23 protein-coding genes, 7 tRNA genes and 2 rRNA genes are annotated in these 24667 nt (G+C 39.6%); 10 read left to right on the forward strand and 22 right to left on the reverse strand.

The genetic code is table 11. From position 1 onward, the window contains the following. Nucleotides 1-1212, forward strand: a complete 1212-nt coding sequence (locus tag ACWM35_RS21965) for an MFS transporter (RefSeq protein WP_454821038.1) — start codon at nt 1-3, stop codon at nt 1210-1212. Between the two features lie 140 nt (nt 1213-1352). On the opposite strand, the gene ACWM35_RS21970 is transcribed toward ACWM35_RS21965, so the two are convergent. The 3 genes from ACWM35_RS21970 to ACWM35_RS21980 form a co-directional block, all read right to left on the reverse strand. Continuing rightward, a complete protein-coding gene (locus ACWM35_RS21970; RefSeq protein ID WP_454821039.1) occupies nt 1353-1850 on the reverse strand; it encodes an AAA family ATPase in 498 nt (165 codons plus the stop codon). A gap of 327 nt (nt 1851-2177) precedes the next feature. After that, nucleotides 2178-2681 carry an N-acetyltransferase family protein gene (locus ACWM35_RS21975; protein ID WP_454821040.1) on the reverse strand — a complete coding sequence of 168 codons (504 nt, stop codon included), beginning with the start codon at nt 2679-2681 and terminating at the stop codon, nt 2178-2180. Between the two features lie 241 nt (nt 2682-2922). After that, entirely contained in the window at nt 2923-3774 is an 852-nt protein-coding gene (locus ACWM35_RS21980; protein WP_454821041.1) for an alpha/beta hydrolase, read from the reverse strand. Between the two features lie 205 nt (nt 3775-3979). On the opposite strand from ACWM35_RS21980, the gene ACWM35_RS21985 reads away from it, so the two are divergent. After that, nucleotides 3980-4537 carry a M15 family metallopeptidase gene (locus tag ACWM35_RS21985; protein ID WP_454821042.1) on the forward strand — a complete coding sequence of 186 codons (558 nt, stop codon included), beginning with the start codon at nt 3980-3982 and terminating at the stop codon, nt 4535-4537. Nucleotides 4538-4576: 39 nt separating this feature from the next. Here the strand turns inward: ACWM35_RS21985 and ACWM35_RS21990 are convergent, their stop codons facing one another. From ACWM35_RS21990 to ACWM35_RS22000, 3 genes are all read right to left on the reverse strand, one after another. Further along, nucleotides 4577-5581: a DUF3231 family protein gene (locus ACWM35_RS21990; protein ID WP_454821043.1), complete on the reverse strand. Its 1005-nt coding sequence runs from the start codon at nt 5579-5581 to the stop codon at nt 4577-4579. Nucleotides 5582-5702: 121 nt separating this feature from the next. Next, nucleotides 5703-6218 carry a response regulator gene (locus ACWM35_RS21995; protein WP_454821044.1) on the reverse strand — a complete coding sequence of 172 codons (516 nt, stop codon included), beginning with the start codon at nt 6216-6218 and terminating at the stop codon, nt 5703-5705. A gap of 79 nt (nt 6219-6297) precedes the next feature. Further along, complete coding sequence (locus ACWM35_RS22000; RefSeq protein ID WP_454821045.1) at nt 6298-7329, reverse strand: fatty acid desaturase; 1032 nt, start codon at nt 7327-7329, stop codon at nt 6298-6300. Between the two features lie 243 nt (nt 7330-7572). On the opposite strand from ACWM35_RS22000, the gene ACWM35_RS22005 reads away from it, so the two are divergent. Next, nucleotides 7573-9018: a DEAD/DEAH box helicase gene (locus ACWM35_RS22005; protein ID WP_454821046.1), complete on the forward strand. Its 1446-nt coding sequence runs from the start codon at nt 7573-7575 to the stop codon at nt 9016-9018. A gap of 197 nt (nt 9019-9215) precedes the next feature. On the opposite strand, the gene ACWM35_RS22010 is transcribed toward ACWM35_RS22005, so the two are convergent. Genes ACWM35_RS22010 through ACWM35_RS22020 form a run of 3 tightly spaced genes read right to left on the reverse strand, consistent with a single transcriptional unit; the run spans nt 9216 to nt 11122 of the window. Then, on the reverse strand, nt 9216-9698 hold the full coding sequence (locus ACWM35_RS22010; protein WP_454821047.1) for a methylated-DNA--[protein]-cysteine S-methyltransferase: 483 nt from the start codon (nt 9696-9698) through the stop codon (nt 9216-9218). Continuing rightward, nucleotides 9691-10596 carry a DNA-3-methyladenine glycosylase family protein gene (locus tag ACWM35_RS22015; RefSeq protein ID WP_454821048.1) on the reverse strand — a complete coding sequence of 302 codons (906 nt, stop codon included), beginning with the start codon at nt 10594-10596 and terminating at the stop codon, nt 9691-9693. The genes ACWM35_RS22010 and ACWM35_RS22015 overlap by 8 nt, the downstream gene beginning before the upstream one ends. Next, nucleotides 10583-11122 (reverse strand): bifunctional transcriptional activator/DNA repair enzyme AdaA, encoded by a 540-nt coding sequence (locus tag ACWM35_RS22020; RefSeq protein WP_454821067.1) that lies wholly within the window; start codon nt 11120-11122, stop codon nt 10583-10585. The genes ACWM35_RS22015 and ACWM35_RS22020 overlap by 14 nt, the downstream gene beginning before the upstream one ends. Before the next feature lie 207 nt (nt 11123-11329). Between ACWM35_RS22020 and ACWM35_RS22025 the strand changes: the two genes are divergently transcribed. The 3 genes from ACWM35_RS22025 to ACWM35_RS22035 all read left to right on the forward strand — a co-directional run bounded on the left by ACWM35_RS22025 (nt 11330) and on the right by ACWM35_RS22035 (nt 13572). Further along, on the forward strand, nt 11330-12214 hold the full coding sequence (locus ACWM35_RS22025) for a PhzF family phenazine biosynthesis isomerase (protein ID WP_454821049.1): 885 nt from the start codon (nt 11330-11332) through the stop codon (nt 12212-12214). A gap of 23 nt (nt 12215-12237) precedes the next feature. Further along, complete coding sequence (locus ACWM35_RS22030) at nt 12238-12672, forward strand: SRPBCC family protein (protein WP_454821050.1); 435 nt, start codon at nt 12238-12240, stop codon at nt 12670-12672. A 78-nt stretch (nt 12673-12750) separates the two neighbouring features. Continuing rightward, nucleotides 12751-13572 (forward strand): methyl-accepting chemotaxis protein, encoded by an 822-nt coding sequence (locus ACWM35_RS22035; protein WP_454821051.1) that lies wholly within the window; start codon nt 12751-12753, stop codon nt 13570-13572. A 118-nt stretch (nt 13573-13690) separates the two neighbouring features. Here the strand turns inward: ACWM35_RS22035 and ACWM35_RS22040 are convergent, their stop codons facing one another. Next, nucleotides 13691-14137, reverse strand: a complete 447-nt coding sequence (locus ACWM35_RS22040; protein WP_454821052.1) for an NUDIX domain-containing protein — start codon at nt 14135-14137, stop codon at nt 13691-13693. Between the two features lie 177 nt (nt 14138-14314). Here ACWM35_RS22040 and ACWM35_RS22045 point away from each other — a divergent pair, with 177 nt between their 5' ends. The 4 genes from ACWM35_RS22045 (at nt 14315) to ACWM35_RS22060 (ending at nt 19300) form a co-directional block, all read left to right on the forward strand. Next, entirely contained in the window at nt 14315-14872 is a 558-nt protein-coding gene (locus ACWM35_RS22045; RefSeq protein ID WP_454821053.1) for a glycerol-3-phosphate responsive antiterminator, read from the forward strand. Nucleotides 14873-15087: 215 nt separating this feature from the next. Then, entirely contained in the window at nt 15088-15912 is an 825-nt protein-coding gene (locus ACWM35_RS22050) for an MIP/aquaporin family protein (protein WP_454821054.1), read from the forward strand. Between the two features lie 33 nt (nt 15913-15945). Next, nucleotides 15946-17436 carry a glycerol kinase GlpK gene (glpK, locus tag ACWM35_RS22055; RefSeq protein ID WP_454821055.1) on the forward strand — a complete coding sequence of 497 codons (1491 nt, stop codon included), beginning with the start codon at nt 15946-15948 and terminating at the stop codon, nt 17434-17436. A gap of 172 nt (nt 17437-17608) precedes the next feature. Continuing rightward, complete coding sequence (locus ACWM35_RS22060) at nt 17609-19300, forward strand: glycerol-3-phosphate dehydrogenase/oxidase (protein WP_454821056.1); 1692 nt, start codon at nt 17609-17611, stop codon at nt 19298-19300. 82 nt (nt 19301-19382) lie between these two features. Here ACWM35_RS22060 and ACWM35_RS22065 read toward each other — a convergent pair whose 3' ends face one another. From ACWM35_RS22065 to ACWM35_RS22120, 12 genes are all read right to left on the reverse strand, one after another. Then, a complete protein-coding gene (locus ACWM35_RS22065) occupies nt 19383-20528 on the reverse strand; it encodes a Ger(x)C family spore germination protein (protein WP_454821057.1) in 1146 nt (381 codons plus the stop codon). Further along, nucleotides 20529-21914 carry a spore germination protein gene (locus tag ACWM35_RS22070; protein ID WP_454821058.1) on the reverse strand — a complete coding sequence of 462 codons (1386 nt, stop codon included), beginning with the start codon at nt 21912-21914 and terminating at the stop codon, nt 20529-20531. It lies immediately after the preceding gene. Then, nucleotides 21911-22999 (reverse strand): endospore germination permease, encoded by a 1089-nt coding sequence (locus ACWM35_RS22075; protein WP_454821059.1) that lies wholly within the window; start codon nt 22997-22999, stop codon nt 21911-21913. The genes ACWM35_RS22070 and ACWM35_RS22075 overlap by 4 nt, the downstream gene beginning before the upstream one ends. 603 nt (nt 23000-23602) lie before the next feature. Beyond that, nucleotides 23603-23676, reverse strand: a tRNA-Ile gene (locus ACWM35_RS22080). Between the two features lie 5 nt (nt 23677-23681). Further along, nucleotides 23682-23755: transfer RNA gene (locus ACWM35_RS22085), tRNA-Gly, on the reverse strand. 22 nt (nt 23756-23777) lie between these two features. After that, nucleotides 23778-23852 (reverse strand) — tRNA-Cys (locus ACWM35_RS22090). A gap of 8 nt (nt 23853-23860) precedes the next feature. Next, a tRNA-Gln gene (locus tag ACWM35_RS22095) sits at nt 23861-23935 on the reverse strand. A 28-nt stretch (nt 23936-23963) separates the two neighbouring features. Further along, a tRNA-His gene (locus ACWM35_RS22100) sits at nt 23964-24039 on the reverse strand. 5 nt (nt 24040-24044) lie between these two features. Beyond that, nucleotides 24045-24120 (reverse strand) — tRNA-Val (locus tag ACWM35_RS22105). 4 nt (nt 24121-24124) lie between these two features. Continuing rightward, nucleotides 24125-24199, reverse strand: a tRNA-Glu gene (locus ACWM35_RS22110). Nucleotides 24200-24240: 41 nt separating this feature from the next. Beyond that, nucleotides 24241-24356 (reverse strand): 5S ribosomal RNA (rrf, locus tag ACWM35_RS22115). Nucleotides 24357-24435: 79 nt separating this feature from the next. Continuing rightward, nucleotides 24436-24667 (reverse strand): 23S ribosomal RNA (locus ACWM35_RS22120); the annotation flags it as partial.

Below are 24667 nucleotides of genomic sequence, written 5' to 3' on the forward strand. Positions count from 1 at the left end.
ATGAAACAAACAGCATCAAACAAATTATGGACGAAGGATTTTATCGTCGTTTCTTCCGTCAATTTTATCTTAACGCTCATTTTTTATTTATTAATGGTCACGATTGCGGTTTATGCAGTCGATGAATATCAGGCATCGACCAGCCAAGCTGGACTTGTAACAGGCATTTTCATTATTGGGACGCTTTTCGGACGTCTGTTCATTGGTCGGACCATCAACTCCATTGGCCGGAAACGAACATTGGTGATTGGGTTGATTCTTTTTACCTTGACGACCTCCTTATATTTTGTCCATTTAGGCATCGGTTTTCTTCTTCTTACCCGGTTTATCCATGGAGTTACCTTAGGAATGGCAAGTACGGCATCCGGAACCATTGTAGCTCAGATCATTCCGAAAGCAAGAAGAGGCGAAGGGATTGGCTACTTTAGCATGAGTTCTACACTATCAACAGCCATTGGACCATTCATCGGGCTATATATGAGTCAGCATACCACTTTCCAAATGATCTTTAGCTTTTGCCTCGTTTTAGGCATTATTTGTTTCATTACAGGATTATTTGTCTATGTTCCTAAATTGGAGTACACCGCCTCAATTGAGGATACAAAAAGCTTCAAGCTTTCGAGTTTTCTTGAGCCAAAGGCACTTCCGATTGCCTTGATTACTCTCGCTGTTGCTTTCTGTTATTCTAGCGTCCTATCCTTTATCAATTTCTATGCGATAGAAATCGATCTTGTTCAGGCAGCAAGCTTCTTCTTTATCGTTTATGCTGCAGCCGTTCTAGTTTCCCGTCCGTTTACTGGCCGCTTACTGGACATAAAAGGTGCCAATTTTATTATGTATCCTGCGTTTATCCTTTTCGCAGCTGGAATGCTGCTCTTGAGTCAAGCCAGCAATAGCTTCTCCTTTTTACTTGCTGGAGTCCTCATCGGTCTTGGCTTTGGGAATATGCAATCTGTCACACAGGCAATTGCAATCAAATTAACACCAGTGTCTCGCATGGGATTAGCCACCTCCACCTTCTTTATCTTTTTAGATGCAGGACTTGGCTTTGGTCCTTATCTGCTAGGATTTGTCATTCCACTCACCGGCTACCATACCTTGTACATCATTCTTGGGGTATTCGTTTTATTAACAACGGTCCTTTACTATTTCCTTCATGGAAAAAAAGAGAATGTGGCAAACACAAAAATCTCTGCCACTACTTCCATGTAAAAGTGGGATAACGTTCATAAACATATAAAAACACTTAGGAGCAATTAAGGAACTCCTAAGTGTTTACATTTATTGTTAATATCTTATTGAATAAAGCACTCGTTTCGTATTATGAAGGTTAAATTACCCGTTGTAGACGATTATTCTTTTCCACTAAACTCTAAAATATTTAAACTCTCGGATGCTTCTGGTGCTTCAAAAAATTTAGTAACATGAATAAACACCGCTTCCGTGTCAAAAGCTGCTCTTTCGGGTTGTTCGTTACGCCTTTGTGCAATTTGACGTAAGCATTGCTCGTTATTTAAATTAAGGAAAATTAGTTGATGGTTTGCATTGACCTCTGACGCCATATCCAAAAACCACTTTCGCAGTTTTTGAGTGTTAGCTGGAAAATCCATCACTACATCTGTACCGACACTTAAAATGTTTTGGACATGCTTTTTCACCAACGGCTTGAGCTGTGCTGAGAATTTTAGATAGTCCTCAAATGATGTGATCTGATTGGGATAAAGAGATGAAAGCCATTCATCCTCCGACAACAGTACCGCATGTTTATCTATAGCCAATTGTTTTGATTTAGTTGATTTTCCTGCTCCCATTTTCCCACAGAAAAAGTATAGCGTCCCCAATTGTTTCATATATTTTAACCCCCGGGCATATTTTTGTGGTTGTTGCCCCACCTTGTAAAACTATAATTTGTTTTTTTTATATTTTTTCACTAATGTACACTTATTTAATTTAATTTCTTGACTTAGTTAATACCTTAATTTTAATTGAATTAAAATGCCCTGCCGAATATGAAATAGACTGCATTTTTAGCAGACAGTTCTCTTAAGAATAAACCTCGCCAGTTGTATAAAAAAACTAGCGTAGTAAATACACTAGTTTTGGATTGCAGGAAGAATGGTTATGTTTACTATGTCTAATTAATTCATTTAATACTTTTAACAACCTATATATTTTACTCAGGTATTCCTTACACTTGAACTGTTCAGTAAACCTATATTTTTTTCCATTACAACTGTTTTTACTAAAAATCCATTAGGATTGGTCACAACTTCCTCTTTCCCAACAAAATAACCTAGGGACTCGTACAGACTAATATTTTTGGGCAGTTCAGCTCGAACACGACATTCCATTTTCCCTCTAAGATTGTCACAAGCATATTTTTCAAGCCACAATAACATCGCTGTTGCTATTCCTTTTCCTCTCGCTTCGGGTACCACAGATACTCTTGAAAAATATAAACTATCCTCTTTCATGGTAAATCTACATGAACCCAGTGGATCCCCATTTATCAAACATAATAGAGCCTTCTCAGAATTACTTTTAACAGCAGATTGCAATGCCTCTAACGATTCATTGATTGCACTTGTTGGAACATCAAGGAATCGATATTCTTCAAACGCCTCTAACATAAGCTTATAAACTATTGGCAAGTCTGCTTCTTCAGCTACCTTAATGTCCATTTTCATAACCTCTCCTAAAGTATATTAAGAAACTATGATATTTATAATTTGCATTATAACATGTGAATATTTTTCGAAATCAACTATGTTAGATAAATTAACAAGGATATTTAATAGGAATGTTTATTGCAATCCATTCGTTATAAACGAAAAAAGCATACCTTTTTTATATATTAGGTATGCTAATCTCTTAAGTTTATTTCTCCTCAGTAACGGAACTTCCTAAAAAAGTTCCATTTTATCATAAAATATCTTTTACCCGGAGCGTACCTGATATTTTTTCAACCTGATCATCCAGCCAACCGACCATTTCTTCTAAGAACTTTTCCTTCCCTGTTTCATCAAATGGACGGTGCTTCATGAAAGAATACTCATACATCTGTTTATCACTGGAAGCAACCTCGTTAAAAAACTGACTCAGCTTAGCTGGCGGTGTAATCTTATCATCCAAACCACATTGTAATAGAATTGGCAGTTTAATCGACTCTGCCTCTTTTAATACTCGTGAAATCGTATGAATCAAGCTGCGTCCTAATCCAGGTGTAATCGTATTATGTCTTAACCCATCCGCATAGAATTTCGCGTAATTGTTTGATTTTTTCCAGTTCATTTGTTTCTTATCAATACTGTAATCGGGCATAAGCTTCCCCATTAAGGTAATCCCTATCTTCTCAAACCTTGTTACCTCATAGGATATCGCTGGAGAAATCGCGATAATCCCCGAAAGTCCCTCATGATAATCCAACGAATAATCAAGGGTGATGAGACCGCCAATACTATGTCCGACAATATACAATGGCAGGTTAGGATGATTTTCCGACACCATTCTTCGTAATCGGTGCAAATCACCCCTGAATTCATCCCAGGTCTTAATATATCCCCTTTTTCCACTGCTATTTCCATGCCCACGCAGATCGAAGGCATAAACCATATATTCACTTTTTACCAAACTTTCGGTAATGTTCTTCATACCCCCACTGTGATCACCATGTCCGTGTATAACAATGACTACTGCTTTTGGTGCTCGTAAAGGCTTGATTATGCGAAAAAATAATTCTACTCCACCTACACCAGTAAAAATTCCTGTTGTCATTCTAGGCAGTCCTCCTGTTGCGTCCAATCTTATCTATATTAATGGGCTTATTGTTTAATTATTCACAAATGAAATCATACCATATTTCTATACGAAACCAAGCACATAGTTTATAAAGTACCTGTGAATTATTTCCTGAAACTATTAATCTACCTTTTCGTCATATATAATATAAAAATACTAGTGATGAAAGGGATAAAGAGTTTTGAGGCTGAAACGAAAACCACGTATATTTTTTCGACTTTTACTTCTATTTTTTATCATTCTATTTATTTATCGGTTTTATTCGGAATCGAAACCCACTCCTGAATTGAAGACAACTCAAGCTGTTTCACCCCCAACCGAGCTCCATCCGTTGGTGAAGGAACGAAGCGAACAATTAATCCAGCAAGCTGCAGATAAAGGGATCGTCGTTGTTATTACCGATGATTTTCGAAGTGTGGAGGATCAGAACCGTTTATATGAGCAAGGTCGGACAACGGATGGAAATATCGTTACCCACGCAAAAGGTGGAGAATCCTATCATAATTATGGACTTGCGATTGATTTTGCTCTTAGGACCTCATCTGAAGATGTCATTTGGGACATGCAATATGATGGAAATGGCAATGGAAAATCAGATTGGAAAGAAGTTGTCACGATTGCAAAAGAATTAGGATTTAAATGGGGCGGAGATTGGGCCAAATTTAAAGACTACCCCCATCTAGAAATGGATTTTGGCTTGAGCATTGCTGAATTGCAAGATGGCGAATTTCCGTCTTAACCAACCTGATATAAGGCGAACAGTGCCTGTCACTGTTCGCTATTTATTTATTAATTGGTCACGGTCATCTGCTTGTGGCGGCTCCTCCAACCATCCGTGCCGAATCATAATATTGGCCCCGTCTTCTGCATACAAGGCAATCTCTGGGATCAGTGACGCATACTTCACTCCTAAATCTCTTCTTGGGCTGGCAGCTAATGCGGTTCCAAAGTTTCCTATCCCAGCAGCAACCATTGCCGATACATGAAACATCATTAATTTATCTGAAAAGACACTTACGGTTGAATCTGAGACCGCTGAGTCCCAACTCATCGGTGCGGGTAAATCCTCCTTGATTAATAAATCACCAAATGTATCGATATATTTTTGCGAAAGCTTTTTCCCTCTTAATAAAAATTGTTTTACTTCTTCATTTTGTGCGACTTGGGCAAATCCTGTTATTAACGCTTTCCCAATCGCATTGGTTTGAACATTTAAAAATAAATGAGTAATTTCGATGGAAGTAAGGGCACGTTTTTTTCCTATGAATCCTGCTAAAAAATGCTGGTCCTCCACAAAGTCCACCTTGTCTGGGGTGGAAATATAAGGAGATTTTATGTAGGTCCCTTGTTTTAATGCAAGAGTACGAGTCTTGTCCTGTAACTCAACTGCTTTAGTCAATACTCGCTTATGAAACTCAACGATATCTTGCCGAGTGCCCAATCCTAATGCTGCAACGTTAGCAGCCATAGCCAATATGGACATTTGTTGTAAATAGGCTAAGGAAAAGCTATCTGAAAAAAGTTTTGGGGCTTGAGGATTCACGTCTTGTTCTGTAAATCCCATCGGTATCGGGAATTTATCCTTGTTAAACAACTCTTGCATAATAGAAATATTCTCTCTGGCGACATTCAAGGTCCATTCAATAATCTGCCGGATTTCTTCATCTTCTACTTTTTCTAAGAAATAACGGTTCATACAAACAGCTAGGGTATCATTAATATATTGCATCCATAATGTCGACATTTCCGCTGCCGTTAACGGTATCTTTGTTTTATCTTCCATTCCAACACCCTCCTCAAAAAACACATCCATCATACTATCCCCCAAAAAGGTAAATATATGAATGTTTAGAGCACAAAAAAGCACTGTTAACAACTTTCTTGTTAAACAGTGCTTTTAGCTTTTATCCTGTTGGGACTTTGATTTTATCCATTATCGTTGAGATATATTTTCTAACAGGCCCCATTGCGTTTTTTTGCTGATGAATTGAATCTTCCCCCAGCGCTTGTTCATCAGCAGTTTGGCCATCGTCATCCATCAGTTCCGTGGAATAAATCCGCTTACCCTCCATGATGCTACGAATCGAGCAGGCTAGTTCCTCACTGGGACTATCCTTCAACAAATACCCTCTTACATCCGCTTTTATTGCCCGCTTAAAGTAACCAGTCCTTGCAAATGTGGTTAAAATAATGACCTTACATCCAAACAATCGCAACTCTTCTGCCGCCTCAAGTCCGCTCATTTCAGGCATTTCTATATCCATGATACAAACATCCGGCTCTAATTGCTGCACATGCTGAATGGCCTCTTTGCCATTACACGCCAGCCCAACCACTTCCATATCGTCTTCCAAATTGAGAAGGGAGCCAATAGCCCCTAGCAGCAATTCCTGATCCTCAGCAATGACAATTCGAATCATTTTGTTTTCTCCTTATCTGGCTGCGCTATAAAAGCAGAGACTCCCGTTCATGATCGGGAGTCTGCCATTCATGATCAATTTATAATTCTGGTTTGACTTGAACAGAAATTCGTTTTTTTGCAGATTTCACTTCTTTAAAGCTGACAAAATTCTTCTTATCCTCATCCCAAAGGCGGAAGCGAAGTGATTTCAAGCTTGTCGCAAGCGTAATCGTTGGAACATTTTTTAAAGGATCTGTCTGATTGTGAGCTTCTTCAAGCTTATAGTTTGGAACTCTTGGGCTTAAATGGTGCACATGATGGAAACCGATGTTTCCTGTGAGCCACTGCATTACTTTTGGAAGCTTATAAAAAGAACTGCCCTCCACCGCTGCTTTCACATATTCCCACTCTTTGTCTTCTTCAAAGTAGGAATCTTCAAACGTATGCTGCACATAAAACAACCAAATTCCTGCTGCACCTGAAATCATGAAAATCGTACCTTGAACAAGTAAAAATGACTGCCAACCCACGGCCAAGCACATTAGTGCTACTAAGGCCACAATTAGAATATTGGTTAAATATGTGTTATTACGTTCTTTTTGTCTTGCACCTTTTCGGTTAAATCTATTTTTCAAAAGGAAAACATAAATCGGTCCTAATCCAAACATTACAATTGGATTTCTATAAAAACGATAAGCTAAACGTAGCTTAAGCGGTGCTGCTAAGTATTCATCGACCGTAAGTGTCCAAATATCTCCCGTTCCCCGCTTATCCAAGTTACCACTTGTTGCGTGATGCACCGAATGCTCATGGCCCCATTGATCAAAGGGAAATAAGGTGAATATCCCCATAACCGTCCCGACAATTCGATTCACACGGCGGTTTTTAAAAAAGGAGTGATGGGTACAATCATGAAAAATAATAAACATACGAACTAAAAATCCTGCTGCGAGGATCATCGGAACTAAGGCTAACCAATAGGAAACGGAAAGGCTTACATAGGCAAGGTACCATAACCCGATAAACGGCACGAGTGTGTTAATGATCTGCCAGATACTTTCCTTTGTTGTGGCTTGTTCAAAAGGAGCGACTTGTTTGCGTAAATTTTTCGTGTTTTGTTGTAATGACATTAAATTTGATTTCCCTTCAATTTGTGTCGTTAAACCAAGTATAGGGGTAATCAAAAATTCCCGTAAGTAGCAGGTGTCATGTGTGGGACATGATAAATGTCATGTATGTCGGCCTTTATTTTTCAAAAAAACCCTTTGCCGGCTGCAATCGAGTATAATGGACAGTATTCCGCTTTTGCATATGATATTTCTTTAAGAGAAATCCTATAGTAAATTGGATAATACAAAAATCGAGGTAAATACATGAGTAAACAAAGTTTTGATGACTTTCCATTAAGTGAGGAAATAAAGAAATCACTGGCTGTGTTAAAATACGATACTCCCACAGAAGTGCAAAGAGCCGTCATTCCAATGGCTGTGGAGAATCAAGATCTTGTCGTGAAATCGCAAACCGGCAGCGGCAAAACAGCAGCATTCGCAATCCCCATTTGTGAAATGATCCATTGGGAGGAAAAAAAGCCACAGGCATTAATTCTAACTCCCACGAGAGAGCTTGCTGTTCAAGTTCGTGAGGATGTGACCAATATCGGCCGCTTCAAAAGGATCAAAGCGATGGCCGTATATGGAAAAGAACCTTTTTCTAAACAAAAAGAAGAATTGAAACAAAAAACACATGTCGTTGTTGGGACTCCTGGACGCGTTAAAGACCATATTGAAAGAGGAACCCTTGATTTAGAGCAAATAAAGTACCTCATTATTGACGAAGCGGATGAAATGCTGAACATGGGATTTGTTGATGAAGTCGAAGCGATCATAAACGAACTTCCCCTCAATCGAGTTACGATGGTATTTTCAGCTACCTTGCCGAAAGATGTTGAAAATCTCTGTCATAGATATATGAACAATCCGATTAATATTGAGATTGAATCGACCAGTGTCATGACGGATACAATTGACCATCGTTTAATCGAAGTGAACGAAGAAAACAAACTTTCACTGCTTAATGACGTGACTGTCGTTGAAAACCCAGACAGCTGCCTTATTTTTTGCAATACAAAAGAAAGGGTTGAGACGGTATATGCAGAATTGGAAGGATTGAATTATTCCTGTGAAAGGCTCCATGGAGGATTAGAACAACAAGACCGATTTGCTGTTATGGATGGTTTCAAGATGGGAAATTTCCGCTATCTCGTGGCAACGGATGTCGCTGCGCGAGGAATTGATATTGATAATGTCACTCTTGTGATCAACTACGATGTTCCAATGGAAAAGGAGAGCTATGTCCATCGTACAGGAAGAACGGGACGAGCCGGTAATCAAGGAAAAGCAATTACGTTTGCAACAACTTATGAGGGGAAATTCCTTAAAGCGATCGAAAGGTACATCGGCTTTGAGATCGAACGAATGGATGCTCCTAGCCAGTTAGAAGTAGCGGGCAGCAAAGCCGATTTCGACGAAAAAATCGGTGGTCGTAGAGTGGTTAGAAATAATAAAACAGCCAGAATCAACCAGGGAATCACGAAACTCCATTTCAGCGGGGGTAAAAAGAAAAAGTTACGCGCGGTTGATTTTGTTGGAACGATCGCGAAAATTCCAGGAGTTACGGCAGATGATATTGGCATCATAACCATCTTAGATCATTTATCTTATGTTGATATTCTAAATGGAAAAGGCTCTTTAGTCTTACAAGCGATGGAGAATGCCACGATTAAAGGTAAAAGATTAAAAGTAAGCAAGGCGGTAAAATAAGTTATCTTCGTAAAACTTGAATACTTAGTGAAGGAAATCCCCCTAAAGTCTAATTGATTGCACGGGTCGGGCACTGGAGCGTCTGGAGTTACCGCATTTTGTAATTATGTCGTCGTTCGGGCACTGCAGAACGTCTAAACCGGAGTAAATGCATTAAAGCCCAAGCAATTTATTAATTGTCTTGGGCTTTATATTTATCAAGATTTTTTGAATGATTTTTCATGATTCAGGAGCCATTCCTTCCTCCATAAACCTCCTGCATAACCTGTGAGTGTCCCATTTGAACCGATAATTCGGTGGCAAGGAATGACGATACTTATCTTGTTCTTCCCGTTTGCACTGCCCACCGCCCTGATCGCCTTTTCGTTCCCAATCGAAACAGCAATATCTTTATAGGAACCTGTTAAACCATAGGGAATCGTTGTTAACGCGTTCCAAACGCTTTTTTGAAAATCAGTTCCTTCCACCACATATGGGAAGGAAAACTCGTGTCGCTTCCCTTTGAAATATTCATCCAGCTGCTCATAGCAATCCGCCAAAATCTTTGGTGTATCATCGTTCTTAAAATTTAGCGGTGTGTCCTGTTCAGAAAACAAAATTGAACAGATTGCACTATCCGTCCCAATGATTTCGATTACTCCAATCGGGGAATCGTAATCTAATTTATGTAGTTCACTCATATAAAGACCTCCATAGATAAAACGTTGCATATGCCTCCCAGCCTTGCCACTTCTCTGCTATTTGACTAATTTCCTCAACTGTCGGTTTCCGCGCTAATCCCAATTGTTGCTTTAGCGCATTATGAAGGCCAACATCCGCAATTGGAAATGCGCAAGAAAAGCCCATGCATTTCATCATCACATAATCTGCTGTCCATGCCCCTATTCCTCTTATAGCCATTAAAGTCTTCTTTACTTGCTGATAATCTTGTTGTAGTAAAGTATCTTTATTTAAATTACCATTAGCCATTTCTTTTGCCACGCCAATAATATATTCTGCCTTCCTCGCTGTAAATTGTAGTTCCCTTAACTCTTCCACATCGATTGTGGCGATTTTTTCAAAGGTAGGGAATAACCAGTAGGTTTCACCCTCAAACGTGACACCTTCACCAAACTTTTCAATAAAGCGTTTTTTTAAGGTGTAAGCAAATGTTAAATTGATTTGCTGGCCCATAATCGCCCAGGAAAGAGCTTCAAATAAATCGGGCATACACAGGATTCTTAATCCATTATATTTATCGACTAAAGGACGCAATATTTTATCTTGCCGTGCCATTTCATAAAAACCACGTAAATCTTGGTTTAGGTCGAAATATTCATCGATATAGGTAGCCACATCTTCACGGCATTCTTTAGAAGGGGGATTAATGGGGAAGTTCACACGAATCGAATCCCGTCCCCACCCTATTTTACATAGTACTAATTCTTGCTTCGTTTTTATTAATTTATATAAATGGTTATCACTTATTCGATGCAGTACTTCCTGGTCGGATCTGCCCAAAAAACGTAAACATTCTTCAAAATTGAATTCTACTGACGGGAGAATTTCCAGATATGTTTCGTAATCAATCCAATTCATTACCAAAAATCCTCCTATATTCACTTGGGGAAGAATTTGTCACACGCCGAAACACTTTATAAAAATTAGATGGACTCTGGAACCCAACTTCAAAGCAAATCTCAAGGTTCGTCAGATTTGTGCTTTTAAGGAGATGGGCCGCTTTATCGACTCTTATTTTTTCCAAATAAGAACGTGGAGTTTCCAATGTTTCCTGTTTAAAAATCCGTTCAAGGTGAAACGGGCTCAATCCAACACCATTAGCGATGTCCTGTAATGTCAGCCTGTGTTTATAAGATTTCAGTATATACGTTGTGACATTTCTTACAAGTCCGGTGTGCGGGGAATGCTCCACTTCCGGCTGGCATCTCTTGCAAGCACGATAACCGGCTTTTTCAACTTCATGGATATCAAAATAGAAATCAACATTCATTTTCTTCGGTTTTCTAGATCTACAGGAAGGACGGCAGTATATTTTAGTTGTTTTCACGGCCGTGTAAAATAAACCATCATATGTTTTGTCACAGGCCATGATTTTTTCCCACATCTCTTCAAACGAAAATTTAATATTTTCCACGTTAACTCCCCCTTCCACTTTACTTAAGTTTATAACTAGTTGTAAATCCAGGTACAGCTTATTTTATCCTGAAAAGTTAAAGCATTCGTCCTCAATCTTGCTCTTATGGTCTAGGAAACGATTTTCGGGTTCATTTATTGTAAAATAAAATGCAAAGGATACAAGGGGGAATGAGGAGTGAAATCAGTAACGGTTTATCATTATGATGCCTTTAGCCAACAACCAAATAAAGGCAATCCGGCTGGGGTTGTTTTTAACGGAGATGAACTTTCTGAAAAGGAAATGCAAGAAATAGCCTTTAAAGCAGGCTTTAATGAAACAGCTTTTCTAGTAAAATCGGATGTTGCTGACCTTCGAATCCGTTATTTTACACCAGGACACGAAATGAACTTGTGCGGCCACGGTACAATGGCTGCCATTTATGCCTTAAAAGCAAAGGGATTACTAGAGGACAAGCAGACATTATCGATTGAAACACTCGCTGGAATCTTACCAATAAAACTATCAGAAAATCAAATTACAATGAAACAGGCATCCCCAAAGTTTGCTGAATTTAACGGATCCATAGAAGACTTAACTTCCTCCATTGGATTAACTTCTGAAGATATTGATGAACGGTTTCCGATTCTTTATGGAAGCACCGGGATCTGGACATTACTGCTGCCTATTAAAACTCTTGCTGCCTTTGAAAAAATGAAGCCTCGTAATCGGAGCTTTCCTGCCATTGTAAAAGAAATGCCGAAAGCTTCGATACATCCCTTCTGCCTAGAAACCTATGATCTCGAAGCGCATATGCATGGTCGCCACTTTTCCTCGCCTTATTCTGGTACCATCGAGGATCCAGTAACGGGAACCGCCTCCGGAGTAATGGGCGCCTATTACGCTAAATACATCAACAGTGATTTTGAAAAAACTCTTGAGCTTATGGTCGAGCAAGGTCAGGAAATAGGCAAAGACGGCCGGGTTCTAGTAGGTATAACAAAAAATAAAGCTGATTATGATATAGAAGTATCCGGAAATGCTATATTTGTTAAAAATTTTGAAGTAAGTTTAAACAAATAGGACCTAGAAAGGGTAGATTTAGTATGGAAATAACGACGAAATTTAAAATACTTAAACCCGCAAATGAGGTGTTCGAAGCCATTGCGGACCCTGATAAGATGGCGAACTATTGGTTTTCATCAGGAACCGGACGGATCGAACAAAGGAAAAAAATTACTTGGAGATATGCTGAGTACAATGCAGAGGTATTAATAACTGTATTGGAAGTCGAAGAAAATAAGAAAATCGTGTTCTCCTGGGGGGAAGAAGGGGAAGAAACGACTGTTACCATTACTTTGAGTACGCTGGAAGAAGCGGGTACCGAGATTGGAATCATCGAATCAGGATTTAACGAAGACGATCCTGATTTAGTGGACAAGCTAGTGGGGCAAAAAGGCGGCTGGGTCTATATGCTAACCTGCCTAAAAGGATATTTGGAAAATGGTATTAATACTTTGAGGGCCTCTTTGATACATTAAAAAGAGCAAGATTGAAGGTCCTTTTACTATGGCGGCGGTTCTCATGCCTCCTTTTTTATGAAACGGAGTGAAATTCAAGTGTTCAACAAAATAAACTCTTTAGACAGCTTTATTTCAGTCATTCCAGTATTGAAGGCGGCAATACCCGCGGATCTATCAATTGGGATATGTGACATAGAAAAGTTCATTGCTTATTTTCCCGGAAAAAGCATTAATCTCAACATTGAAAAGGGTCAATCTTTAAATCCTGAAGAGCCGCTTTCGGTTGCGCTGAAGGAAAATAAATTGCTCCGTGCCGAGGTTCCCGCAGATTTCTATGGTGTGGAGTTTACAGGAACAGCAGCTCCATTACATGATCAAAATGGAAAGGTCATCGGTGGGATCGCTGTCCAGTTGCCGAGACAAACGGAACTTAGATTGATTGCCGATCAGATTTTAGAATCTCTTTCTCAGGCATCAGAAAAAATAAGCAGTATTGAAAGTGGATCAAATTCTTTAGCGGACTTTGCCCAAATGCTATTAGCCCAATCCCAACAAGCTGGAGAGAATGTCAACAAGTCAACTGAAGTTCTTTCGATTATTGAACACGTTGCGAACCAGACAAATTTACTTGGTCTAAATGCTGCAATTGAAGCAGCAAGAGCAGGGGAAAAAGGCCGGGGATTTGATGTAGTCGCTAAAGAAATCCGGAAGCTATCAAATGATACAATGGAATCAACGAAAACCATCACTCAGACAATGGAACAAATCAAAAATGCAACAGAATCAATCAATTCCTCATTAAGTAAAATCGCCACAATTGGACTGGAACAGGCAGATTCCGTGAAAATCGTCTCTACCTTTATAGAGGAAATTCAAGAAATGGCAAAGAAACTAAACCAATTTACTCAAAAATTATAACGTATAGGGAAAAATCAGGAATATAACTCGTAAAGGAGCACAGCTAGGCATTAAAGCTAGCTGTACTTCTTTTGTTTGATGTGAATTTTCAATTATAAAATCCACCCCATCAGGCACCTCAGCTATTTAAAAATTGCCCAATCATCCTCTTGATTAATGGACTCGTATTGACAGGCAGTTCCCGTACATCAAAGAATCCCGCGTCAATCGTTTCTACTCCATCAATTTTAATCTCGCAGCTTTTAATATCCCTCGAAAGATAGGCAATTGTAACGGGATAGAACTCATCTCCATTTGCCAGCTTTCGAAAGTACTGCTTACCCGAAAACACCTCTACTAACTGAAGCTCGCCAATCTCAACACCAGTTTCCTCCCATACTTCCCTTCTTCCTGCGTCTTCGGCAGACTCGCCTAATTCTAGCAGTCCGCCTGGAAGTCCCCAGACACCCTCAGGTCTTTTTTGTAAAAGGATCTTCCCCGCTTCATCGATAACTACCACAACAGAACCAACTAAAATCACAGGCCTGGTTCCGATTAATTCTCGCAAATCTTCCACATAACCCAATGAAATCTCCTCCAAAAAGTTTCATACTCTCTAAATCTATTCGCGTTCACAGCCTCATTCCCCTTCTCTCATTCGGTTAATCATTTACAGTAAATTTCCATCTAATTGTTTCATTCGTATTGTATAAAACTATTTTTCTATTTATGATAGGGGAAAAGCTTATAAAGGGGTAAAGTGATGATAGAGCAAAAAATTTTACCAGCATCGGCGAATATGAAGGAATTTGAGCGGTTTTTAAAAAGCTCCTATGAAACGGGGGTATTCTTGGACATGCATATTGCCCAGCTCAAACATATTAATGAAATGGCGAAGCAGCATGGCAAGAAAATGATTTATCATGTCGATTTAATCCATGGAATCAAAAATGATGAATTTGCAACAGAATATATTTGCCAGGAATTTAAGCCATTTGGATTGATCTCGACAAAGAGCAGCGTGATCCAAAAGGCAAAGCAAAAAGGAGTAATCGCGGTCCAAAGAATGTTCCTCATTGATAGTCATGCGATCGAAAAAAGCTTTAAGCTCATTCAAAAAACTCAACCCGATTACCTCGAGGTCCTTCCTGGTGCGATGCCAAAAATGATTGCCGAGATTAAAGAGAGAGTGCATATTCCTATTTTTGCAGGAGGTTTAATTCGGACGGAAGAAGACGTCCATGCTGCGTTGGAAGCAGGTGCAACGGCAATCACGACATCCAAACGAGAGCTTTGGAATCGATTCGAAAAAAACTATTAATAAGATAATAAAAATAAATACTATAAAAATCTGAAAAATCCATTGACACCGTTTTCATAACTTACTATACTCAATTTAACAAGTTAATATTTTGTGACGGAGATAAGGAGATTCACACAGATACCCAACTATGGGCTATTCTGCTGTGGATCTCTTTTTTTTCGGCAAATGTTTCAAACAGCAACAAAAATATTTTTAAAAAAGGGGAGAAAAAAATGACACCATTTGTTGGAGAATTGATTGGAACGATGATTCTAATCGTGTTTGGTGCAGGGATTGGAGCAGGATCTTCACTGAAGAATTCTTACTCTAATAATGCTGGATGGATTGTAATCACGCTTGCTTGGGGTCTTGCCGTTACAATGGCTGTTTTTGCAGTAGGTTCGGTAAGTGGGGCTCACTTGAATCCGGCTGTAACGGTGGCTTTAGCAATAAATGGAGACTTTGCTTGGTCTGAGGTGCCTGGTTATATTACGGCTCAGATGATTGGCGCTATTATTGGTGCAGCTTTAGTCTACCTGCATTATCTACCACATTGGAAAGAGACCGATGATCCAGGAACAAAGCTTGGGGTATTCGCGACAAGCCCGGCAATTCCTCATACTTTTTCAAATGTTATTAGTGAGTTATTTGGTACTTTCATTCTTGTCCTTGGTCTATTATTTATCGGTGCTAATAAGTTTACAGATGGATTAAATCCTGTTGTCGTTGGTTTACTTATCGTCGTGATTGGGATGTCATTAGGCGGTACAACCGGCTACGCGATTAATCCAGCTCGTGACCTCGGTCCGCGGATTGCTCATTTCCTACTCCCGATTCACGGGAAAGGCGGCTCCAACTGGAGTTATGCATGGATCCCTGTCGTTGGACCATTAATGGGAGGCAGCCTTGGTGCTGTATTCTATAAAGCTGTTTTTCAAGGAGAAGTTACACAATCCCTATGGATCGTTTTAGGAATCAATGCCATTATTCTATTACTTGCACTAGCCGTAACTAAAAAGCAATCTAGTTCTTTAAATAATGCCAGTCAAGCCGCATAATAATAAATAATCTATCAATTTGGGGGAGTCAAAATGGAGAAATATATTTTATCACTGGATCAAGGGACAACAAGTTCACGAGCAATTCTTTTTAATAAAGCTGGCGAAATCGTCCATACCGCACAGAAAGAATTTACGCAGCATTTCCCGAAACCAGGCTGGGTCGAGCATGATGCGAATGAGATTTGGGGATCTATCCTTTCAGTTATTGCGAGTGTTCTTTCTGAGTCCAATATTAAACCGGATCAAATTGCCGGGGTTGGTATCACCAATCAGCGCGAAACTGCTGTGGTATGGGATAAGGAAACAGGTCTTCCTGTATACCATGCTATCGTTTGGCAATCAAGACAAACAAGTGCAATATGTGATGAATTAAAGGAAAAAGGCTATAATGATCTATTCCGTAATAAAACAGGATTATTAATCGATGCTTATTTTTCCGGAACAAAAGTGAAATGGATATTGGATCATGTCGAAGGTGCGCGTGAAAAAGCGGAGCAGGGTAAATTATTGTTTGGGACGATTGATACTTGGCTCATTTGGAAGCTTTCTGGAGGAAGAGCCCATGTGACCGATTATTCCAACGCTTCTAGGACTCTTATGTTCAATATTTACGACCTAAAGTGGGACGAAGAATTATTAGAAATCTTGGGCGTACCGGCGTCCATGCTACCAGACGTACGTCCTTCTTCCGAAGTATATGCGCACACGGTGGATTACCACTTCTTCGGAAAAGAAATTCCCATCGCTGGGGTTGCCGGCGATCAGCAGGCTGCCTTGTTTGGTCAGGCATGTTTTAATGAGGGAATGGCGAAAAATACGTATGGTACAGGTTGCTTTATGCTGATGAATACAGGCGAAAAGGCTGTACAATCCGACCATGGTCTATTAACAACAATCGCATGGGGAATCGATGATAAAGTGGAATATGCACTGGAAGGAAGTATTTTTGTTGCAGGTTCAGCCATCCAATGGCTACGTGACGGATTAAGGATGCTAAAAGATGCCAAGGACAGTGAGGATTATGCGACAAAGGTTGCCTCTACAGATGGAGTTTATGTTGTTCCAGCCTTTGTCGGATTAGGCACACCTTATTGGGATAGCGATGTGCGCGGTGCTGTATTTGGATTAACACGTGGAACTTCAAAAGAACATTTTGTTCGGGCAACACTGGAATCACTTGCCTATCAAACAAAAGATGTTCTATCCGCAATGGAAGCCGATTCTGGAATCGAATTAAAGCAGCTACGTGTCGATGGCGGCGCTGTGAAAAATAATTTCTTAATGGAATTCCAAAGCGACTTATTAAATGTACCGGTTGAAAGACCAATTGTGAATGAAACAACGGCTCTCGGAGCTGCTTATTTAGCGGGACTTGCGGTTGGTTTCTGGGAAAGCCAAGAGGAAATTTCCAAGCAATGGGCCGTGGATCGCGAATTTAAACCACAAATCACAGAAGAGAACCGTGATGCCCTGTACTCTGGTTGGAAAAAGGCTGTAAAAGCAGCGATGGCTTTTAAATAAACTTTGTATTCAAAAGATGTTGATTATGATATAATAAAATTAAGTTAATAATTGGCAGGAGAAATCGGAGAGACCACAAAAACATTATCGTTCGTCGGTAATGTCTTTTGTGGTCTCTTTTTTGTTCCCCTCATAATCTATACAAGAGACTTAACAAACGGAGGCCACAATCATGAAATTTTCTACCTTACACCGAAAAGAAATTGTTCGAAAATTGAAAAATGAACCGTTTGATGTATTGATCATCGGCGGTGGAATCACGGGTGCGGGAATTGCTCTTGATGCTCAAGCACGCGGCATGAAAACAGCACTTGTAGAGATGCAGGATTTTGCCGCCGGAACTTCTAGCAGATCCACGAAATTAGTCCATGGCGGATTACGATATTTAAAACAATTTGAAGTCAAAATGGTGGCGGAAGTTGGGAAAGAACGGGCAGTGGTTTATGAAAATGGCCCTCATGTTACAACACCAGAATGGATGTTACTTCCCATGCATCAAGGCGGGACATTCGGAAAGTTCTCCACATCGATTGGATTAAAAGTATATGATTTCTTAGCCGGTGTTAAAAGATCTGAACGGCGCTCCATGCTCTCTGTGGAGGAAACATTAGCGAAGGAGCCTTTAGTTAAAAAAACTGGATTAAAAGGCGGCGGCTATTATGTTGAATATCGGACAGATGACGCCAGGCTTACGATTGAAGTAATGAAGTCAGCTTTCGAAAAAGGAACGGCTGCTTGTAACTATACAAAAGTCGTGAAGCTTGTTTACGATAAGGCGAAAGTCGTTGGGGCGATGGTCCAGGACATGATAAGCGGCGAAAAGTATTTGATTCGTGCGAAAAAAATCGTGAACGCTGCCGGTCCTTGGGTAGACTCGGTCCGTGAAATGGATCATTCTAAAAAGGGAAAAACATTACAGCTTTCCAAAGGTGTCCATCTTGTCATTGATCAATCTCGTTTCCCCTTAAAGCAAGCGATCTATTTTGATACCCCAGATGGCCGAATGGTCTTTGCGATCCCGCGTGATGGGAAGGCTTATGTTGGGACAACAGATACTTTCTATAATGAGGATATGGTCAATCCGAACATGACGGTGGCTGACAGAACCTACATTATTAATGCGATCAACTATATGTTTCCTGATGTAAAAATTAATGAGAAAGATATTGAATCAAGCTGGGCTGGGGTTCGTCCGCTCATTTATGAAGAAGGAAAGGATCCTTCTGAAATTTCACGGAAAGATGAGATTTGGGAGTCTGCTTCCGGATTAATTACGATTGCAGGCGGCAAATTGACGGGGTACCGAAAGATGGCTGAAATGGTTGTCGATCTGTTAGCGACTAAATTTCAATCCGAAGAATCACGAAATTTCCCTTCATGCCAAACAAAAGAAATGCCGATTTCTGGGGGGGATGTTGGCGGCTCTATTCAATTTTCATCCTATGTTTCATGGCAAATCGATAAGGGTCTTGCAGCAGGTTTATCTAGAGAGGAATCAGAGCAATTAGCAAGAATGTATGGTTCAAATGTTGGCACTGTGTACAATCTTTTCTCCCAAAATAAAGAAGATGCACAGAAATATCAACTTCCATCCGATTTATTTGCTAAACTTGTCTATGCCATCGAGGAGGAAATGGCCGCAACACCGATTGATTTCTTTCATCGCCGAACTAGTGCCATCTTGTTTAATATTCAGTTAGTAGAAAACACACGTAAACAGGTCATTGAATACATGGCAGATAAGCTAAATTGGAACGATCAGGAAAAGAAAATATATTCACTCGCTTTAGAGGAAGCCTTGATCTCATCCGTAACCCCTGTTGATGAAGAGAATCCACTTCCACGAGCGGTCAATAATCCATAATGTAATTAAGGCGCTAATGAAATAGCGCCTTATCTCTTTATTTGGAATAATCTTTGAAGCATATTAGCTGCAAGAAATTTTCTTAATCAAAAGGCAGGGGAATACCTGCATTGATTTTATTTATGCTTTTTAGTGGATCTATATCAACATTGATATTCTTTTTATCTAAATGAGGGAACTCCCCACTTTTTTGAAGCTTCTTCCAATCATCGTGCATAAAACGGTATAGATAATCCTCAAATTGATAGATATCCCCACCAATCTTTTGGCTTTTTTCATAAGCTGCATATACATCGTTTCTTATTTTTTCTTTAATCTGCCTCTTTAGTTCTGGGGAGAGAATTGGATTGCTTGATTCTCTGACAACAGCAGAAATTTTTATATCTAATCCAATTTGGATCCCATTTTGATCATTATTTATCCTTCTCTTGACCTTTGGGTTTAATAATTCTACTTGAACAAATTTCCCCTTCCCTTGACTAACAGTGACAGGGGATCGAACTGCTTTGTTGTTCACTCGAATAAATCCCTTTAGATCCTTTTCGTTTAAATACCCCTTCATGGTTGCCTCTTTCATGACATAGGCACCATGAAGAATTGTCACAGGCAGGGGATCCTGATCCTCCTTTATGATTTCATCATTCGTGGAAACCCTTGGGACAAGGATGGTTTTAGCTTTTTCATTTAATAGATAAATCAGTTCCTGCAGCGAAATAGTAGGGATTAAGGAATCATGCTGCTGCATAAATTCCGGCTGAACAATCCTAGCATTTGAGTAGGCATAATTAAAAGGAAGCTTCGTCGTGAATATCTTTTCCACTGGTTCCTCTGTCCCATATACCCAGCCAGTTTGTCGTATATTAAAATTCGTATCTAATGCATCTACGGTTTTAACCAAATTTTTTTCTAATACTGCTTTTCCAAAAACAAACAAACTGATCTGGTCATAATTAACGGGAATTTGAATCCCGTGATATATTTGTATAATGGCTTCTTCCATAGTTTTTCCTTTTCCCTTACCAATCCAGACCGGGCTCGCATGATCACTTTTACCTTGATCGGTTTTCGCAACATTTGAAAAGTCTAAGAACTGAAGCACCACGTGATACTCTTCATTCCGATAGTCAACGCCAAGTCCGACTGCATAGGCTTGGTATTGTATCTCTTGGATTTTTGCACATCCTGTTAAAACAAATAGGATCGAAAATATATATATTAGTTTCTTCATCTATTCACCTGATCTTGTTCCATCTTTTATACGCAATGAGGCATTTCTTTTTTTCATAAAAGAAAACGGGATACGGAAAAAGGTAAAGAGAATATCTTTTCCATCAGGGGAAGATATTCCCGCCAATAGAGGAACTCCAAATGATTTCAATCTAGTTAAGTATAAAAAAACGAACATCAGACTGATGAAAAATCCATATATCCCCATAAAATAGCCAAAGAGAAGGACGAATACTCTTATGAGAAAAATGTTTCCTGATAAAGATTGATTCACTAAAGTGAAGCTAGAAATAGCAGTAATTCCGATAACAACAAGCATTGTTGGTGAGGTAATTCCCCCTCGAATGGCCGCGTCACCAATAATGAGACCTCCAAGTACCGCAACGGTTTGTCCGATTCCCTTCGGCAAACGTGCCCCGCCCTCTTTAAATAACTCAAACATGATCAGCATGAGTAACATTTCAATTAATGGCGAAAATGGTAATCCTAATCTCGAAACGGTAATGGTTGCAATGAGCGGAAGAGGTAATTGCCCTACATTATGAGTGATGAGAGCGACAAAAAAACCTGGTAGAAACGTCGTTATACAGAGTCCGATAATTCGCAAGGTTCTTTCCAATGAAGCAAAATAAAAACTGGTGTTATCATCTTCAGGAGTTTTAAATAGAAAAGAAAGATCGACTGGAGCAATCAGTGCTGTTGGTGCCCCATCGACGATAATGGTAAACCTCCCTTGATTGAGTGCTGCTGTTACGAAATCAGCTCTTCCTGAATAATTAATCGATGGTACGAGCGTATACTTATTGTCCATCAAATATTCCATCAGCATCGAGGTACTTGTTAGTATGTCAACATCTAACGCACGAAGACGTTCCTGCACATTTCTTAGTATTTGTTCATTCATAATATCCTTTATATAAAGAAGGGAAACCCGTGTATTCGTTCTTTTTCCAATCGTGTAATCCTGCACTACCAATGATTTCGTCCTTAACCTTTTACGGATTAATCCAAGATTGGTCATAATATCCTCGACAAAACCATCCTTTGGACCACGAATCGAAACTTCCGCGACAGATTCATCAGGCTGTCGCGAAGGAGATTTGCTGATATTATAAAAATAAACGTGATCCCCAGCAGGTACCACCATGAGTTTCCCCGAAAAAATAGCTTTCTCTATTTTTTCAGTATTGAATTCCTTTTTGCTAATCTCCTCCATCTGGATAGACTGATAAATCGGATTAGATGCTACAACTGAAGAAATCATGGAAGCATCTGTTAGGGGCTTACAAAACACAAAGATGGACGAATGATCCACTTTTATTTCGATATCAGATGAAAAGTTGAATAGCTGCTGCAAGTACTCTACAGTAAAAAGATGTTCATTCATGGTTCAACCTTCCCTCCTGACCACTTCTGTTTATTCTTCACTACGTATATTGTTAAAAGTATCATTTGGATTATTATTAAAAAGAACGACAGCGGTCTGATGTAACCATAAATAAATGCAGTTAATGGGCTTTGGTCAAATGGATAGATACATGCGAAAAAGAGGATGGCATATGTGCCCCTTACTATTTTTGCATTCGCCATCCCTTTCGTTAGAATTCTGCAAGCAATGAATACAAATAAACTAATTCGTATCACTCCACCTGAAAGCCACTGATAAATAGCAAAAAAATCCGCATGAGAAAAATATCGTCCAATGGAAATTAAGCGCCACTCCTCATAGGCAGGATAGCGATACTTTGAAGCCTGTTCTGGTCCAAATTCGACAATCGCACCAATCGTAGGTCCGAGCATAAGTCCAATAATGACTAAACCTACAACAAATAATTGCTTTCTTGATATATTCTTCTGTAATACCGGAGTTAAAAAAATGATGATAAATAACTCTAAGATAGGTAAAGAAGTATAGAGAATACCCTTTGTCATTGGTAAATAGCCATCTGCAAACAATGGAAATAAAAGTTCATAATGCTTTTTCTTCATATTGGCGGTCGAAATAAAAAAGCCTAAGAATAAAACAAGGGGGCAAAGAATACTGCTTAGTAGTCCAATCGAAAATAACCCAGACTCGGTACATAACAAACACAATAGCAACAGAACAAGTGCCAGAGTAAAACTGTTAAACCCTTGCATATAGCTTAGTTGTGACCAATATATAATATCCTTTGATGTCACAAAGGCACTAATAAGCATATAGAAGGCCAGTGGTAAAAGCAGAAGGTAATAATGAACCTTACCCCCATGATCCTTTATCATTTGAATGATCGAACGCTTATTTAGGATAGTAACAATCTTGTATAGCAGATAGATCCATAAAGGTAAAATGATAACCGTTAAAATGATGCTTATCCAAGAATCCCGTTTTGCTGTTGATAGTAAGAATGGAATAATTTCAACATGGGCAAACAGGCCAACAGAAAGTAATAGGATATATACGATGGATATAAATCTTAACTTATTCTGCATTTTTCCATATCCCTTTTTCCATATTATTCTTCTGGATTCCATAACCTATTCAAAGTTATTTCTGACTCTGATCGAATCTTTTTTTAGCGAAGTTGAAATATTATTTTCTTTTATTGAATAGACATATTTATAACCAAATTTTCACTGGAAAGGGGAATCTTTTTATGGATGTCTGTATTTCTTGTGGAATGGAACTGTCAAAACCGGAGAGGAATCGAAGTGAATGCTGGGAATGCCTTGATAAAACTACCGAGGCTTATACTGAAGAGGAATAGTTTCATTATGTAATGTTGAACAAAGAGACACTATGCTGGTGTCTCTTTTTTGTGGATGTTCTGTTAGATGCTGCTTTAACCCTCTTTTATTCTACTCATCACTTCATCCCCCTGAAAAGTTTTACTTTCTGTAAAGCTCCTTTTTGGTATGCTTTGATTCGAGTTTCTAATAATAAAGGAAAGGAATAATTGTAATTTCAAAGGAGCTATTTGATGGTATTCTTATTAGATTTCCTGCTAAATCTGTTTATTTTCTATTTTTTTCTTAAAGTTAAAAAGAGCGATTGCTTTATGTGCAATCGCTCTTTTTAATATTTTTCCATAGTAGTGGGCCTAAATGGACTCGAACCATCGACCTCACGCTTATCAGGCGTGCGCTCTAACCAGCTGAGCTATAGGCCCTTAATTGGAGCGGGTGATGAGAATCGAACTCACAACATCAGCTTGGAAGGCTGAGGTTTTACCACTAAACTACACCCGCATATCAAAATGTTGAATAAAGTTGGAGGCGGCAACCGGATTTGAACCGGTGAATAAAGGTTTTGCAGACCTTGGCCTTACCACTTGGCTATGCCGCCAATAAAAGTGGCTGGGCTAGCTGGATTCGAACCAACGCATGTCGCAGTCAAAGTGCGATGCCTTACCGCTTGGCTATAGCCCATTGATGAAACATCAAAAAAATTATTAAATGGGGCGACTGATGGGAATCGAACCCACGAATGTCGGAACCACAATCCGATGCGTTAACCACTTCGCCACAATCGCCATGATGGTGGAGGATGACGGGATCGAACCGCCGACCCTCTGCTTGTAAGGCAGATGCTCTCCCAGCTGAGCTAATCCTCCATTATGGTGACCCCTACGGGATTCGAACCCGTGTTACCGCCGTGAAAGGGCGGTGTCTTAACCGCTTGACCAAGGGGCCAATCTATATAATTCACAAAATAAAAACCCCATTGGGGTTTAGCCTGGCAACGTCCTACTCTCACAGGGGTAAAACCCCAACTACCATCGGCGCTGAGAAGCTTAACTTCCGTGTTCGGTATGGGAACGGGTGTGACCTTCTCGCCATTGTTACCAGACTATTTGTTTGAGGTTTTATTCCCTCAAAACTAGATAATGCAGAAGAAGTAATTTAAGAACGAGTAATGCCATAAGACTGTGGTTAAGTCCTCGAACGATTAGTATCAGTCAACTCCACATGTTACCACGCTTCCATCTCTGACCTATCAACCTGATCATCTTTCAGGGTTCTTACTAGCTTGACGCTATGGGAAATCTCATCTTGAGGGGGGCTTCATGCTTAGATGCTTTCAGCACTTATCCCGTCCGCACATAGCTACCCAGCGATGCCTTTGGCAAGACAACTGGTACACCAGCGGTGCGTCCATCC

Source organism: Neobacillus sp. K501, from assembly GCF_053749995.1.